Source organism: Ideonella sp. A 288 (assembly GCF_002198735.1).
GTDB lineage: Bacteria > Pseudomonadota > Gammaproteobacteria > Burkholderiales > Burkholderiaceae_C > Pseudaquabacterium.
The window spans coordinates 130,043-145,725 of record NZ_MWLO01000137.1; the positions used below are offsets into that span (position 1 = coordinate 130,043).

Consider the following 15,683-nt stretch of genomic DNA (forward strand, 5'->3'; position numbering starts at 1 on the left):
ACCGTTCCCGACGAATGGCGCCGCGACGCGCATGGTTTCTGGACGGGAGCACCGTCCCTGCGATGATTCCACCCAGGCCACTGCAGGCGGCGGCCGCGCTGCCACGCCTGCCAACATGCCCCAACGAAACTTCGCAGGCCCATCACGCCGCCATGACCGAACCCGCCGATCCCGACCGTCGAACGATGATGTGGCGCACCGCCGGTGCCCTGAGCTGGTTGCCATGGGCCGCTGCCGCGTGCAGCGGCGGCGGCAGCGCTGCGGCGCCCGGCCCGGCGTCAGCGTCGCCCGAGCCGTCAACGCCTTCGGAGCCGCTTCCGGCCGAACCGACACCGGCGCCCTCGCCCACCAGCCCGCCCAGGGCCCCCGCGCTGCTGCCAGGGACATACCGCAATACCCAGCCGTGGCTCTTCGCCGACGTGCAGCAGGGCACCGTGCTGCGCGCCGTGACCAGCTATGTCGAAACGCCGGCACGCCCGGGCATCGCCAATGCCGAGGGCTTCAACTGGGGTGCCACGCTCGGCGCGGTCATCGGCCCAACCCACCGCTTCGTCGATGGTGCCGGCGAATGGCCGTGGCTGAACGCGGGCGGTGACTGGATCGACGTCACCGGCCGTGCCCAATCGGTCCAGTCGCCGCACGGCGCAGTGGCCGCGAATGCCGTGCCCACGGGGTCGTCGGTGTACTCGATCGACCTCACCGCAGGCGTTCAGGCCGCGCAGACGGGCGACCGCTGGAACGCCTACATCGTGCGCTGCGATGGCGCCGCGCGGGCCCTCGCGACACAGCACCACCCGACCCTGCCGGCGCCGTCGATTGCCGTCACGTACCGCGACGGCAGCACCGCCACGCTGGCCTGCCACGCCTGCGTGGCGCTCAGTGCCGGCACATCCTATGCGCAAATCGGAGCGTCCGAATCGCCGGTCGACCCCAGTGTCGCGATCGGCTTCGACCGACCCACCCAGGCGGTCCAGTCCGCGGTGCTCACCCTCGCGGTGACCCGCCACACCGCGGCCGCGGCACAGCTGCGCCTGTACCTCGCCAACCCGCCCACAGCGGCGCCAGCAGTGCTGCAGGGAGTTGCCGCCGGCCACAGCCTCGACGGCGGCTTGAATGGCGCCGCGGGCGTGATCGTTGCGCACGACTACCGCGACGGCACCGCGCTGCGCGACTGGCTACTGCCGGATGCCATCAACGTCTTCGACGTCAGGCGCTGGACACCCGATCTCTGGGGTGCAGGCGCCAGCGACGACAGCCGGCTGCCGGCCGCCGACGCCGGCCAGGCGCTGGCGGGCAAGTGGGTTCACAAGTCCGACCGCTCACCCAACATCAGCCTGGTCGATTCGCAGCACGTCGGCGATGGCTTCGCACCCCTGGCCGCCGGCCTGGGCGCGCTGCGAGTCGTCACGCCCAAGTCACCGGCGGCCGATGGCGGTGTGGCCGACTACACCGCGACGGTGGGCACGGGCGCCGACCTTTGGCTGCTGTTCCCGAAGGCCATCAGCGGCCTGCTGGACGAGACCTACACTCGCTTCCACTTCCGGTACCACGCGCCGCGCAAGACATTGGCCGAAACGAAGATGTTCCGTGCCAGCGCATCGTCCACGGCGGTTCATGCCCTGATGGGTGGCAAGTTCGGGATCGGCGTCCACCATTGGACGCCCGCGGGCGGCAACAACAATTTTGGCGGCGGCAAGCATGGCTGGACGAACCGCCTCGGCTTCGTCCTGGCCCCGGCCGACGCGCCACTGGCCGGACTGGTGCCCTATGTGCACGCGTGGGACATGATCGGTCGCAACTTCAAATGGGGCAACCTGCAGGGCCGTGGAGGCGCTCTGTACCCGGACCGTTGGTACTGCATCGAGATCCGTTGCAAGCTGAACACATGGAAGCCCGCAGGAGGCAGCCCATCGGATGGGATCATGGAGGTCTTCCTCGACGGTGTGAAGGTGGCCACGCACACCGGGTGGTCCTATCGCGACGGACCGCTCGACCACATCGCCGCGCTGCCGCCGCAGTTCGCGGCCTCGCGCAACCTGGGGCCGATCGGGTTGCTGCTGAACTGCTACAACGGCGGCGTGCTGCCGGCGGACGAGGACATGGTGCAGTTTTATGGCGCCATGGCCTGCGGTACCCGCTACATCGGCCCGCTGAACACCGGCGTAACCTTGGCACCGAGCGTGATCCGCAACATCAGCGCCAACACGCGTGCCGACATCGACCCCGCCAAGGACCCGCTCAGCAACAGCCGGCACCCGGCACTGCCGCCCTGGGACTTCACCCACGGCACGCAGTGGCTCCACACGCCCGACTTCTGTGGCGCCACCTTCGCATCGGCTATGGGTGCCCAGGGCACCTACCTCATGTATGGTGCTGCCGGCCATTCCGCGGGCGGCCCGTGCGTCTGGATGGGCTACGACGTGGCGCGTGCCACCTGGGCGTTGTTGGGACCCCGGCCGTTGCAGACCAATTCCTTGCAAGGCTTCGTGGCCGGCGCATCGCCGCCGCCGTCACAGTTCGACCATGTCTGGGGCGACTACAACGGCGCCAGCGCGGACTGGCCACCCGGCTGGCAGCAACCGGGATTCAATCCGCCCGAAGGCAGCCACACCCGCAACAGCTTCGTCTACCGCCCGCCGCACCGGGCCGGCAACCGCTCCGGCCAGGTCATCAACGCGTGGCAACCGACCGGCGGATTGGCCGGCACACCCTACGGTGCGGGCGTGACGCTCGTGTTGCTGGGGTCTCATTACTATGACCTGGACACGCACCGCTGGCACCGCACCGCCAACACGCGCGTGTCGTATGGCAGCCTCGGCATCACTTACCACGAGCCAACCGATTGCGTGATCGGGCATCTCTGCGAAGGGTCGAACTACGGCAACTACGTCGACTGGCTGGACTGCGCCACCATGACGTGGCGACGCGTGCCCATCGGCGACGCCAGCCCACCATATATCCTCTACGACAGCACCTGTTTCACTGTGGGGGACCTCTATGTCGTGGCCCTTTACGACCATGCCGACAACCCGGCTGTGCCGATGCAACTGTGGGCACTGTCGATCGACGCCATCCGGGTCGGTACCAAGGTGCACTGGACGCGCATGGCGGTGAGCGCGTCAGAGTGGCCCCTGAACACCGGCCCGAACCCGGCATCCAAGGCCAACATGCAGACAACGGGGTGGGCGCTGTGCCCGTTGAACGGGCGTTTCTACGCGCTGAGTCACACGACCGGGTCGAATCGCCTCTACCGGCTGACGCCCCCCCGTGGCAGCGACAGCGAGGTGCTGACGGGCACCTGGACCTTGGACAGCGAAAGTTTCGACGGTGGCAACGCCCAGTGGAGCGCCACCGACTACTCCCGCCTGCAATGGGCTCCGGCGCTGAATGCCTTCCTGTGGACGGGCGAGGACATCCGCGGACCGGTGCAGGCCATTCGACTGGGCGGCACTTGAGCGCAAAACGGACCAAGCGAGCTGCTTCACAAGGTGAAGCGGCCCCAAAAGGGCCGCACTGGAAAACAAAACGGCCCTGAGAGGGCCGCTTCGTGACTGTAGCCGCGTCAGGCGGCTGACCCTCTCAGACTTGGCGTCCCTTGCGACGGCGGGCAGCGATGCCCAACAATATCACCAGACCAGCCGCCATCATCGACGTGGTGGTCGCCTCGGGCACGGCACCCACCTGCAAATAGGCGGCATCCAGGTTCACCGGACCAGCGGCCGCCGTGAAGGCAACTGTGGTAGAGCCCGTGGTCAGCGGCGTGAAACTCCAGGCGAGGTCGGTCCAGGACGCACCGGCCGTCGAGGTGAAATTGCGCGATCCCACACCATTGCCGATCGCAACATTCACATTGGGGGCCACCGCATTGCCGTCGATGCCGGCCAGAGAGAAGGTCAGCGTGTACTGCGTGTTGGCCACCAACGAAATGGTCTGGGCGATCTTGGTGCCCACGACGTTCTGGAAGTTGACAAACCACATCTGCGTGCCATCGCGGGCGATGGGCCAGGTCAGACCGGCACTCGAATAGCCGGATTCGACGGCGCAACTGCCCTTGTTGGTCGTAGGGCCGAAGCTGGTCCAATTGCCGGCCACGGCGTTTTGGTAACAGCTGATGGTGACCGCGTTCGGTGCCTCAAAGCTGCCATTGACCAGCAGGTTAGGACCGGCCGCCCAGGAACCAGCCGAAACGGTCAACAGGCTGGAAAAAACGACTGACTGGAATCGAAGCACAACGAACTCCCTCGGACTGTGGCGAATGGACTCACCTTCACAGACTGCCTTGAGTGTACGCAAATCCCGCCAACATCCGGCCCCCCCGAACATAGGGGATATCGCGGTAGCGGACGCCGATCCGTGTCGATTTGTGACTGCTCAGTTCTGAACGACGGCACCGCACCGGTTTCAGCCGACCCGCAGCCACCCGCTAGGCCTTCTCGAGCGTGACCAGGACCCAGCCTCGCAGGTACTTCAAGGCCTCGACGCGGCTGATCAGCTTCTCGTAGCACATGCCCAGAAAGAAGAGTGGCCCGTTGAACAGCAGGTAGTTGGGGTACTGGCTGAGGTACTCGTACTCCAGCACCTTGAAGCCCGAGGCCTTGGCCAGCGCATCGACGTCGCCACGCGTGTTGGTCTTGTAGGCGGTGGGGAAGGTGTCTTCCTCCTCCCGTCCTTCGACGCGCTTGACGATGCGCGCATGGAAGCGATTGGGGATGGCCCGGGCCACCAGGGTGCCGTAGTCCCACATGTTGGCCGTCAGGAACAGCACCTTGCCGCGCGGCCGGAGCACGCGCGAAAACTCGGCATAGACCTTGTCCGGTTCGGTCAGGTGCTCGAAGACGCTGCGCGAAATGATCAGGTCGACGCTGGCGTCGGGGAGCGGCAGTTTGGCCAAGTCGGCGTTGTGCGTCTCGATGCCCGGCGGTACGTCGGTGAATTCGACCAGTTCGACCCCGATCAGCCGTGGCACCTTGCCCAAGAACTTGCGCAGCACCGGCACCGTGCGGCCGCAGCCGGCATCGAGCAGGGTGCGGGTGTTGCCGTCGATGAGCGCGACGGCGCGCTGCTCGAAGGCGCGGTAGGGGTGGACCTGGTCACGGTAGTGCTTCTCGAGCAGTCGGTGTGCCATTTCGGACATGGGGCAGTCTTCCTCAGGTGGCGGCGGTGACAACAGCCGCGGGATTCTGGTTGGCAGCGGTGCCGCTCGGCGCCGCCTTCGCGGCGGCCAGGGTCTTCTGGTGGTCGCGCCAGTGTGCGTCCACCAGGATCACGAGCGCCAGCACGTAGTACGGCACGTCGAGGTAGGCCAGCGACAAGAAGGCGCCGCCCACCGCATAGCCGATGAGGCTGACCTGGATCATCGGCATCAGCAAGGGCACCCAGCGGCCGAACTCGGCGTCGCCACGGGTGGCACGCGTCAACTGGCTGGCCCGGCGCCAGGTGACCACGCCCAGCAGCAGGAACAACGCCAGCCCGACGAATCCATGCTCGCCGAGCATCTGAAAGTAGATGCTGTGGGCGACGAACACCAGGCCGTCGAACGGCGCGTACTCGGCCCCGCCAGGCGCGTAGCGCGAAAACACCAGCAGGTTGTCCGCCGCAAACCCGGCGCCGACCAGCGGACGGTCCAACGCGCAGTTGAGCAGAGTGCGCCAGGTGTAGATCCGGGACTGCGCCGAGTTGTCGGCCTCGAACGTCTGGATGGTGTCCATGCGCTGGGTCCAGCTTTCGGGCATGAACGCGATCGCCGTGAGCAGCAGGGCGATGATCACCAACGACATGAGCACCGGGCGCTTGCCCTTGAGCGCCAGGAAGAAGGCCATGGCGACGATGGCCAGCAGCGCGCCCCGCGACTGGCTGCCCAGGATCCCGAAACAGGTGGCGCCGATAGCGACGATCAATCCCCAGCGGATCCACCGCTTGGTGGCCGTCTGCAGGGTGTAAACCATCAGCGGCACCATCATGACCAGCGCCACGGCCAACTCGTTGTTGCCCTCGAGCAGGCCCGGTGGGCCCCACACGCGTCCGCCGCCACCAGTGGCCAGTGTCCAGACACCGCCCTTGACGCCATAGAAGGCGATCGAGCCCACGACGACCCACATGAGGCGGTGGATCTGCATGCGATCGCGAACGAGCATCATGGTGATGAAGATCATGATCTGGGACTTGCCCACGAAGATCCAGCGGTCGATGACCCGATCGGTGTCGGCGATGGCGAAGAACGACGTGAAGGTCATCCACGACAGCATCAGCAGCAGCACCACTGTGGGGGTGGTCATGGGCACCGGGCGGCGGTCCCGGCTCATCAACAGGCTGATCAACGTCACGATGGCCACCAACTGCGCAAAAGGCACGCCTCGCGCGAAACCATAGACAGCGCGGTGGGGGCTCATCATCGACAGCCAGGCCCAGGTGTAGGCACCCACCACCGGGAATCGCAGGATGTAGGGCAGCAGGCCCAGCAGGATGCCGGAGAGCAGGATGTCGCGCATGGTGGCCGGTGCCTCAGCGCGGCGCCACGGCGTGGCTGACGATGTAGCGGAACTTGCCCGAGCGCTCGGGCGGGATCTCGGCCACGCGCTCGACGTCGATGCGCACGCCGGCGCCCAGGCGGCGCTTGAAGCCGGTGACGATGGTCTCGTCCGCGCTGGCGGCCAGGCCAGGGCCGGCCACCAGCAGCACGCGGGTGTGCTCGCGCGATTCCTGCACCACCTTGAACGACTGCAGGCCCGGCAGGTCGCGCAGGATGTAGATCAGCGACAGGCCGTGCATCACGGTGCCGTCGGCCGCGACGACGAAGTCGGTGGTGCGGCCCTGGATTTCCTCGAGCATCGGCAGGCCGCGCCCGCAGGCGCAGCGGCGCGTGGACTTCACGGCCACGTCACCGGTGCGATAGCGCACGAACGGGAAGTCGCGCGTGCCGAGGTGGGTGACGACGATCTCGCCGGCCTGGCCGTCGGGCACCACCTGACCCTGGCCATCGACCAGTTCGACGATGATGTCCTCGGCCATCAGGTGCATGCCGCCCTCGGGGCATTCGTGCGCGATGAAGCCGGCGTCGCGGCCACCGTAGCCGTTGGCCACGCGGCAGCCGAAGAGCCGGCCGATGGTCTCGCGCTGCTCGTCGTACAGCCGTTCCGAGGTGACGAAGGCCACTCGGATGCCCAGGTCGGTCATCGCGATGCCACGCTTCTCGGCATGGCGCGCGATGAGCGTCAGCGCCGAGGGGTAGCCGAACAGCATCTTCGGCCGCGTCTGGCGGATGGTGCGCACGAAGCCGTCGAGGTTGGCCTCGGACATCTCGAAGGCCGGCAGCAGGTGGCTGCGCATCAGGCCGTCGCGCAGGCGGCGCACGCGGTCCTGCGCGCCCAGCTCGATCGGCGAGCCCCAGACGACCAGTTCGGGGTCGCCGATGTCCACGCCCCACCAGCGTGTGGCGCGCCACTTGGCGCCGACGTCGTGGCTGGTGCGGTCCTTGCCGATGTAGAAGATGAGCGGCTCGCCCGAGGAGCCGCCGGTGTTGTAGCGCGCCAGCGGCCCGTGGTCGTCGGCCTTCAGGCCGTCCTGCTGCGCGCGGATGACGGCCTTGGTGAGGAAGGGCAGCTTCTGCAGGTCGGCCACCGAGGCCACGGCGGCCGGGTCGAAGCCGGCGGCGGTGAACGCCTGCCGGTAATAGGGCACGTGGCGGCCGATGTCCTGCAGGAAGGCGCGCAGTCGCCCGACGCGCTCGGCCTCGATCGCGTCGGGCTGGGCCCACTGGCTGGCCTCGAGCCGGCGCCGCACCGCCACCGACCGATGCCCCTTCAGGCGTTCGTGCAGCGGGAACAGCAGGCCTGCGCAGACGGAGGTGTACAGGCTCAAGAACGGCTCCGGGACAAAGCGGCGCGCCAATAGGCGTGCCGCCAGAGTTGCTTCACACGCGGCCAAGCATAGCGCCCGACCTCGGTCAGACCGGCCTGTCTGAGCGTGGCAGCCTTCTCGGGATCGCCCAGAACGTGCAGCGAGGCAGCGGCCATGGCGTCGGCGTCGCCGATGGGCACCAGCAGTGCCGACTCGCCGTGCACCACCATGTCGGGGATGCCGCCGGCGTCGGTGCTGACCACCGGCACGCCGCTGGCCAGCGCTTCGAGGATCGAGATCGGCATGTTGTCGACGGTGCTGGGGTTGAGCATCACGTCGGCGCTGGCATACAACGCGGCGATGTCGGCGTTGTCGATGCGCCCGGCGAAGGTCACGGCCTCGCCAATTCCCAGCTGCGTGGCCAGCGCCTGCAGGGCATCGCGCTCGGGTCCGCTGCCGGCCACCGTCATGCGCGCGGCCGGATGCACCTGCCGCACCTTGGCCAGCGCCTTCAGTGCCGTCGGGATGTCATAGATGGGTTCGAGGTTGCGGGTGACGATCAGGTGCGGCGCAGCCCCCGCCGGCCGCGGGGGCGCCGGCGCGAACCGTGACAGGTCGATGATGTTCGGCACCACCTCGGCCTGCAGGCCGTGCTTGGCGAACACCCTGAGCAGATAGGCCGAGGGCGTGATGCGCAGCGTGGCGGCCTTCAGGCTGCGCAGCACATGGGCCGGCGCGGTGGTGAAGAAGGGGTCGGCGTTGCCCCCCCGGTAGTTGACGATCGCCGGCACGCCACGCCAACGCGCGATGGCCAGCGCCGGCAGCGCGAGCAGGTGCCAGGCCCAGCCCGAGTTGGCGAACACGTGCACCACGTCGACCCGCCCCAGCGTGCGCCACAGCGACACCAGGTACGGCAGCAGGCGGAAGGCGGCGCGCAGCAGCGGCACGCGCCCGACCACGCTCGGCCGGTAGGGGGCATTGGTGCGCACCAGGGCCACGTCGGCGCCATCGGCGCGCAGCAGGCGGATCAGTTGCTCGCACTGGTTGGCCATGCCACCCGAGGGTGGCGGCAGCGGCCCGACCACCGCCATGCGCGGCCAGCCGTCGGGCACGGCGCCCGTCGACACGTCGCGCGTGCTCACGATGGCCGCCGGCGGCCTTGCCAGACCAGCACCAGCACGCCGGCGCCGCCCAGGGCCATGGCGGTGGCCACCCACGACAGTTGGGTGCGCAGAGCGTGCATCGCCCGACGCTGAGCGGCGTTGGACGGATCGGGCAGTACGCGCAAGCCAGGATGCACACCGTGGGCCATGGCACCAAACTGCTCCAAGCCACGTGACACGGGCGACAGCAGTTTCACCAGCGCCGCTCCGTCGTAGCTGAACACGTTGCTGCCCCACCAGAGGTACCACTCGGGGGCGCCACGGCGGAAGTAGTCCCAGGCCTTGGCCTCGATCTCGTAACCCGGGCGGGCGGTCGGCTCGATCAGGCGCAAGGCCAGACTGGGCGACCGGTTGACCAGCGCCTGGCGGAACTGCATCGCCGACAAGGGTTCTTCGGTGGCGTCGACGAAGTAGTAGTTGTCGAAGACATCCAGCAGTTGCCAGCGCTTCTGCTGGCGGTTCCAGATTTCCGGGAAGACATGGCCGTGGCCGCCGAAGCCGTCGAACGAGAAGGCCCATGACCGAACGGGGATGTCGGCGGCGATCGCCATGGCATTGAACACGCGCACGAAGTCGGCGCAGTAGCCGGCGCCGTCGACGACGATGCCGCGGTAGGTGTCGTTGAGGTTGGACTTCAGCGCACCGCCGACGGTGGGGTTGTTGCCCAGCAGGTGTCGCGCGATGGCCACCGCCCGCTCCCAGTCGTCCGCCTTGTCGGCCAGGCGCAGGCGGTCGGCCAGGGCGACGAAGTGCGGATCCTTCGGGCCGGTCTCGGCCAGGAAGCCGGCCGGCACCTGGGGCGGCTGCCAGTCGAAGCCCGGCTCGAGGTCAGAGCCCATCAACATCGCATTGCGCAGGCGCACCAGCTCCGAGCCGCTCACCATGTGTGGCAGCAGCGTGGCTGGCGCGCCCAGCAACAGCAGGAGACATAACCACCACGCGATGCGCCGACGCCGCGGCGCCGACGCCGGCGCCGAACTCACCAGGCCAGCCCCTGCACCGCCGCCTGCCAGGGGCTGCGGTCGGTCAGCTTGACCAGGTCGAGCACGGTCTGGCCGGCGGTGCAGCGGCGCGCCACGGCGTCGATGACCTCGGCGCTGTTGATGCCCAGCACCACCACGTCGGCACCGTCGACCACCTCTTCCATCGTCGGGCGCAGCATCTGGCCGATGTGCGGCAGGTGCCTTTCGATGAAGCTCTTGTTGGCGCCCAGCAGCTTGGCCAGATGCACCTCGGGGTCGTAGATCGACAGCTGGCAGCCCTTGCCGATGAGCTGCTCGGCCAGCGTGACCAGCGGGCTCTCGCGCAGATCATCGGTGCCGGTCTTGAAGGACAGGCCGACGAAGGCGATGCGGCGCTTGCCGGTGGCCATGATCTTGTGCAGCGCCAGGTCGAGGTGCTGGCGGTTGGACGGCAGGATGGCGCTGAGCATCGGCACCTCAACGTCGTGCACCTTGGCCAGGTACGAGGTGGCCCGCAGGTCCTTCGGCAGGCAGGAGCCGCCGAAGGCGAAGCCGGGCTTCAGGTAGGCGCGCGAGATGTTCAGCTGGGTGTCCTGGCAGACCAGGTCCATCACCTCGAACGGGTCCACGCCCAGCGCCTCGCAGAGGCGGGCGGTCTCGTTGGCGAAGGTGATCTTCAGCGCGTGGAAGTTGTTGCAGCAGTACTTCATCATCTCGGCCGAGCGCACCGAGGTCTTCAGGAACTTGCAGGGCAGGTGACCGAACAGCGCCTGCAGCCGCGCGGCAGGGTAATCATGGTTCGCGCCGACCACCGTGAACGGCGGCTTGTCGTAGTCGCGGATCGACGAGCCTTCGCGCAGGAACTCGGGCTGGAAGCACAGGAAGAAGCCGACGCCGTCCTTCTTGCCGGACTCGGCCTCGACGATGGGGCGCAGCACGTCTTCGACGGTGCCGGGCACCAGCGTGGAGCGGAACACCACCACGTGCGGTTCGGCCTTGGTCTTGATGGCCTGGCCCAGTTCGGCGGCCAGGCGCAGGATGGCGCCCTGGTCCTGGCTGCCGTTGGGGGCCGAGGGCGTGCCCACACAGACCAGCGAGATCTCGCTGTCGCGCACCGCCTGTTGCGCGTCGGTGGTGACGGTGACGCGGCCGCTGGCGGCCACCTGGGCCATCAGGTCGACCATGCCCTCCTCCACCACCGGCGTCTTGCCGGAGGCGATGAGGTCGAGCTTGGTGCGGTCGATGTCGACGCCGATGACCTGGTGGCCGTCGCGCGACAGGCAGGCCAGCGACACCGCGCCGACGTAGCCCAATCCGAAAATGCTGATCTTCATGCTGGTTGTCCGTGCTTCAGTCCGTGATTCTTTGCGAAGGCCTCGGTGCACCGGGCGATGATGGCGTCGAGCCGCTTCATCGAGTGCGCCCAGGCGTGGTGGCTCAGCATGCGCTGGCGGCCTGCCTCAGCCAGGCGCTGGCGCTCGGCGGGTTGCTCCAGCAGGCGCAGGATGGCCTCGGCGTTTTCGGCCGGCGTGTCGGCCACCAGCAGGTGCTCGCCGGCCACGGCATCGACGCCACCGGCGGCGATGCGGCTGGTGACCACCGGCACACCCATGGCCATGGCTTCCAGGATCTTGTTCTGCGTGCCACGAGCGATGGCCAAGGGCGCCACCATCAGTGCCGAGCCGCGGATGAAGGGCCGCACGTCCGGCACCGAGCCGGTGACGGTGACGCCAGGCAGATCACCCAGCGCGCGCATCTCGGGCGAGGGGTCGGCCCCGACGATCAGCAGCTTGATCGCCGGCCGGCGCTCGCGCAGCAGCGGCCAGGTCTCCCGGCAGAAGCGCGACATGCACTCCTGGTTGGGGTAGTAGTCCATGCGGCCGATGAAGCTGATGGTGTCGGCGTCGTAGGGCGCATCGCCCGGGCTGAAGAAGCCGGCATCCACACCGTTCGGGAACCAGTCGGTGGCCGCACCGGTGCCGTAGCCTTCGAGCGTTTCCCACTCGGCGCGGGTGGTGGCGGTGCACAGGTCGAACTTGCGGGCCAGGCGCTTCTCGGCCCAGAGCATCTTGGTGCCCTCGAGCGTGTAGCCCCAGGACAGCGGCCAGGGCTTGTAGTTCGCGTACTCCAGCCACTTCTGCGAATCCATGTCGCCGAAGTCGAGGATCTTGGGCACGTCGGTCACGTGCTCCACGTACTGCGCTACCGACGAGCAGTGGACGAAGATCAGGTCCCACTTCTTGGCGGCCAGCTGGCTGCGCACCTTGCGAGCCAGGTCGGTCGAGTAGAAGTAGCCCATCGACGAAGGCGTGAGCAGGGGCAGGCGCACGATCATGCGGGCGAACTGCAGCGGCTCATTGACGATGCCGATCTCGCGCGCGGCCACGTGCGGCGCGATGCCCTGGCCTTCGTCGGCCTCGGACTGCGAGCGCGCCAGCGAGCACACCGTCACCTGGTGGCCAGCGGCCGTGAGGTGGCGGATCATGTTGAACGGCCGGATCTTGCCGCCCCGCTTGGGCGGGAACGGAAAGCGATGGCAGACGTAGAGGATGTTCATGCCGCGCGGGCCAGCACATGGCCCTTCAGTTCGTCGGCCACGTCGGCCGGCTCGCGCCGATCGAGGTACAGGCGGCTCCAGATCTCGAGGTTCATCAGCGCGATGAGGGCATCGGTGCCGTCGATGCGGTTGGCCTCGTGGTCGGCCACCAGCCGGTCGATCACCGGCTGCTTGAACAGGCCGCGCCGCTGTACCACTTCGGGCGCCAGCAACTGGCGCAGCATCGGCGCCAGCTCGCGCTTGAGCCAGGCGCCCATCGGCGTGCCGAAGCCGCGCTTGGCGCGGTGCAGGATGTCCTGCGGCAGCATGTCGGCCAGGGCCGCCTTCATCAGGTGCTTGAGCTGGCCGTCGCGCACCTTCTGCGCGGCGGGAATGGCCGCGGCGAGCTCGACGAGGTCGTGGTCGAGCAGCGGCACGCGACATTCCAGCGACACGGCCATGCTCATCTTGTCGGTGAGCAGCAGCAGGTCATCGGGCAGTTGGGTTTCGGCGTCGACCGCGAACATGCGGTTGAGCTCGTCCTGCGTGCCGGCGTCGCGGAAGGCCGTGGCCAGCGCATCGTGGCCGCCAGCCTCGGGCCGCATCAGCAGCGCGGCCACGTCGTCGCGCGGCATCACCTGCAGGTAGCTGCGGTAGCGGTCGTCGGCGTGCATCTCGGCCGACGAGATGAATCCCTTGGCCAGGCGCAGCTTGTTGAGCATGCCCGAGTGGCGGTCGGACGGCAGGTGCTGCGCCGCCGACACCGCGAGCTGGCGCACCCAGCCCGGCAGGCGGTGGAACTTGGCGGCGTAGTGCGCCCCGAGGTAGCGGCGATAGCCGCCGAACAGCTCGTCGCCGCCGACGCCCGACAGGATGACCTTCACGTCCTGGCGGGCAAATTCGGACACCAGGTAGGTGGTGAGGAAGGCGGTGTCGGACACCGGCTCGTCCATGTGCCACAGCAGGCGCGGCAGCAGGCCGACCACGTCGGGCCGCACGACGATCTCGCGGTGCTGCGTGCCGAACAGCTGCGCCACCTGGCGCGCGTAGGGCAGCTCGTTGTACAAGGTCTCGGCCGCGCCGCCTTCGAAGCCGATGGCATAGGTGCGCACCGGGTGCGAGGTCTGCTTGGCCATGAAGCCGACCACCGCGCTGCTGTCGACGCCACCGGACAGGAACGCGCCGATCGGCACGTCGCTGACCATCTGCATGCGCACCGAGGTTTCCATCTGCGCACGGATGCGCTCGATCCACTCGGCATCGGACACGTTGCGCTCGATGCGCTCGGGCAGGCGCCAGTAGCGCCACTCGCGCACTTTGCCTCCCTCCACGGCCAGCAGCGTGGCCGGTGGCAGCTTGCGGATGCCCTTGAAGATGCATTCGGGCGCGGCCACGTAGCCCAGGTGCAGGTAGCCGGCCACGGTGCTGCGGTCGAGCTCGGCCTGCACGCCGGGCAGCGCCAGCAGGGCCTTGGCCTCGGTGGCGAAGGCCAGGCGGCGGCTGTCCTGCATCACGTAGAGCGGCTTGACGCCGATGCGGTCGCGGCCGATCAGCAGGCGGCGACGGCGTGCGTCCCACAGCGCGAAGTCGAACATGCCGTTGAGGCGGTGGACGAAGGCGTCGCCCTCGGCGTCGTACAGGTGCAGCAACACCTCGCTGTCGGAGCCGGTCTTGAAGCGGTAGCCCTTGGCCTGCAGCTCGGTGCGCAGCTCGCGGTAGTTGTAGATCTCGCCGTTGCACACCAGCCAGAGCGTGTCGTCGGCGTTGGAGATCGGCTGGTGGCCGCCGGCCAGGTCGATGATCGATAGCCGACGCATCGCGATGCCGCAGTCACGGTCGACGTGCAGGCCCTCGTCGTCGGGCCCCCGGTGCGAGGTGACCCGCCCCATCGCCGACAGTTGCGCTGCCTCGACGGCCTGGCCGTCGAGTCGGTAGATGCCATGGATGCCGCACACGGGGATCAGCTCGCTTGGGAGAGTTCGGCGACCGTGCGGCCGCGGGAGGCCAGCGCGCGGCGGTAGACCTCGCGGTAGCGCGACACGCTGTTGGTCCAGGTGCGCTCGACTTCGACGAAGCGGCGCGCCTGGGCCTGGATGCGCGGCCAGCCGTCGCGCTGGGCCAGCAGGCCTTCGAGCGCCGTCACCAGTGCGGCGGGATCGCCGGCCTTGAACAGGAAGCCCGTCTCGCCGTGGCGCACCAGCTCGCGGTGGCCGCCCACATCGGAGGCGACGAACATGCGGCCCTGGGCCATGGCTTCCAGCGGCTTGAGCGGCGTGACCAGCTCGGTCAGGCGGATCGGCAGCCGCGGGTAGGCCAGCACGTCGATCAACTCGTAGTAACGCTGCACGTCCTGGTGCGGCACGCGGCCGGTGAAGATCACCTGGCTGGCGATGCCGGCCTCGGCGGCCTGGGCCTTGAGCGCCGCCTCGCGCGGGCCGCCGCCCACCAGCAGCACCCGCAGCGACGGGTGCGTGGGCAGCATGCGGCGCGCGGCCTCGATCAACAGATCGATGCCCTCGTAGCCGTAGAACGAGCCGGCGAAGCCCAGCACGGTGGCGCCTTCGAGCCCGAGCTTGGCGCGCAGCACGGGGTCGGGTGGCGTGCCGAACTGGAAGGTCGCCACGTCGACCGCATTGGGGATCACGGTGATGCGATCGGCGGGGATGCCGCGCGAAGCAATGTCGGCGCGCAGGCCTTCGCAGATGGTGGTGATCTGGTCGGCGTGGCGCAGGCCGAAGCTCTCGAGCCCGCGCGAGATGCGGTAGCGCAGGCTGCCCTCGGTGGTGGTGCCATGGTCGACCGCGGCGTCCTCCCACGAGGCGCGCATCTCGTAGACCACCGGCAGCTTGCGCTGGCGACCGACCCACAGGCTGGGCAGCGCATTGAGCACCGGCGAATGGGCATGGATCACGTCGGGCCGGGTCTCCTGCACCACCTGGTCCAGCCGATCGGCCGTCATGCGCATCTGCGCGATCAGGCCCACGCCGTCGGTGTTGGGCGTGCGGTGGAAGGTCCAGCCGTCCACCTCGTCGGCCAGCGACGTACCGGGGCCCTGCTTGGGCGTGGTGAGGTGCACCGTCTCCCAGCCGAGCTTGCGCTGCTCGCGAAGGAGGGACAGGGTGCGGAACGCGTAGCCGCTGTGCAGCGGCGCCGAGTGGTCCAGCACGTGGAGGATGCGCAGGGTCA

11 protein-coding genes are annotated in these 15,683 nt (G+C 68.5%); 1 reads left to right on the forward strand and 10 read right to left on the reverse strand.

Annotated features, from left to right (window positions below; translation table 11 throughout):
* Nucleotides 1-152 precede the first annotated feature (152 nt).
* Nucleotides 153-3,455 (forward strand): hypothetical protein, encoded by a 3,303-nt coding sequence (locus EOINJALH_RS20165; RefSeq protein WP_234413952.1) that lies wholly within the window; start codon nucleotides 153-155, stop codon nucleotides 3,453-3,455.
* Between the two features lie 124 nt (nucleotides 3,456-3,579).
* On the opposite strand, the gene EOINJALH_RS20170 is transcribed toward EOINJALH_RS20165, so the two are convergent.
* From EOINJALH_RS20170 to EOINJALH_RS20215, 10 genes are all read right to left on the reverse strand, one after another.
* Nucleotides 3,580-4,230 carry a DUF642 domain-containing protein gene (locus tag EOINJALH_RS20170; protein ID WP_158219830.1) on the reverse strand — a complete coding sequence of 217 codons (651 nt, stop codon included), beginning with the start codon at nucleotides 4,228-4,230 and terminating at the stop codon, nucleotides 3,580-3,582.
* Between the two features lie 193 nt (nucleotides 4,231-4,423).
* The gene (locus EOINJALH_RS20175) at nucleotides 4,424-5,134 is read right to left on the reverse strand and encodes a class I SAM-dependent methyltransferase (protein ID WP_088283370.1); all 711 of its coding nucleotides are present in this window, start codon (nucleotides 5,132-5,134) and stop codon (nucleotides 4,424-4,426) included.
* Between the two features lie 13 nt (nucleotides 5,135-5,147).
* Nucleotides 5,148-6,488, reverse strand: a complete 1,341-nt coding sequence (locus EOINJALH_RS20180; protein WP_088283372.1) for a putative O-glycosylation ligase, exosortase A system-associated — start codon at nucleotides 6,486-6,488, stop codon at nucleotides 5,148-5,150.
* Nucleotides 6,489-6,501: 13 nt separating this feature from the next.
* Entirely contained in the window at nucleotides 6,502-7,857 is a 1,356-nt protein-coding gene (locus tag EOINJALH_RS20185; protein ID WP_088283374.1) for a phenylacetate--CoA ligase family protein, read from the reverse strand.
* Entirely contained in the window at nucleotides 7,854-8,978 is a 1,125-nt protein-coding gene (locus EOINJALH_RS20190; protein ID WP_234413953.1) for a glycosyltransferase family 4 protein, read from the reverse strand. Before EOINJALH_RS20190 ends, EOINJALH_RS20185 begins: the two co-directional genes overlap by 4 nt.
* The gene (locus tag EOINJALH_RS20195) at nucleotides 8,975-9,883 is read right to left on the reverse strand and encodes a transglutaminase-like domain-containing protein (RefSeq protein ID WP_088283692.1); all 909 of its coding nucleotides are present in this window, start codon (nucleotides 9,881-9,883) and stop codon (nucleotides 8,975-8,977) included. The genes EOINJALH_RS20190 and EOINJALH_RS20195 overlap by 4 nt, the downstream gene beginning before the upstream one ends.
* A 95-nt stretch (nucleotides 9,884-9,978) precedes the next feature.
* Complete coding sequence (locus EOINJALH_RS20200; RefSeq protein WP_088283376.1) at nucleotides 9,979-11,295, reverse strand: nucleotide sugar dehydrogenase; 1,317 nt, start codon at nucleotides 11,293-11,295, stop codon at nucleotides 9,979-9,981.
* A complete protein-coding gene (locus EOINJALH_RS20205; protein ID WP_088283378.1) occupies nucleotides 11,292-12,518 on the reverse strand; it encodes a TIGR03087 family PEP-CTERM/XrtA system glycosyltransferase in 1,227 nt (408 codons plus the stop codon). Before EOINJALH_RS20205 ends, EOINJALH_RS20200 begins: the two co-directional genes overlap by 4 nt.
* On the reverse strand, nucleotides 12,515-14,452 hold the full coding sequence (gene asnB, locus EOINJALH_RS20210) for an asparagine synthase (glutamine-hydrolyzing) (RefSeq protein ID WP_088283380.1): 1,938 nt from the start codon (nucleotides 14,450-14,452) through the stop codon (nucleotides 12,515-12,517). Before asnB ends, EOINJALH_RS20205 begins: the two co-directional genes overlap by 4 nt.
* Nucleotides 14,453-14,457: 5 nt before the next feature.
* Nucleotides 14,458-15,678 carry a TIGR04063 family PEP-CTERM/XrtA system glycosyltransferase gene (locus tag EOINJALH_RS20215; protein ID WP_088283694.1) on the reverse strand — a complete coding sequence of 407 codons (1,221 nt, stop codon included), beginning with the start codon at nucleotides 15,676-15,678 and terminating at the stop codon, nucleotides 14,458-14,460.
* Nucleotides 15,679-15,683: the final 5 nt, after the last annotated feature.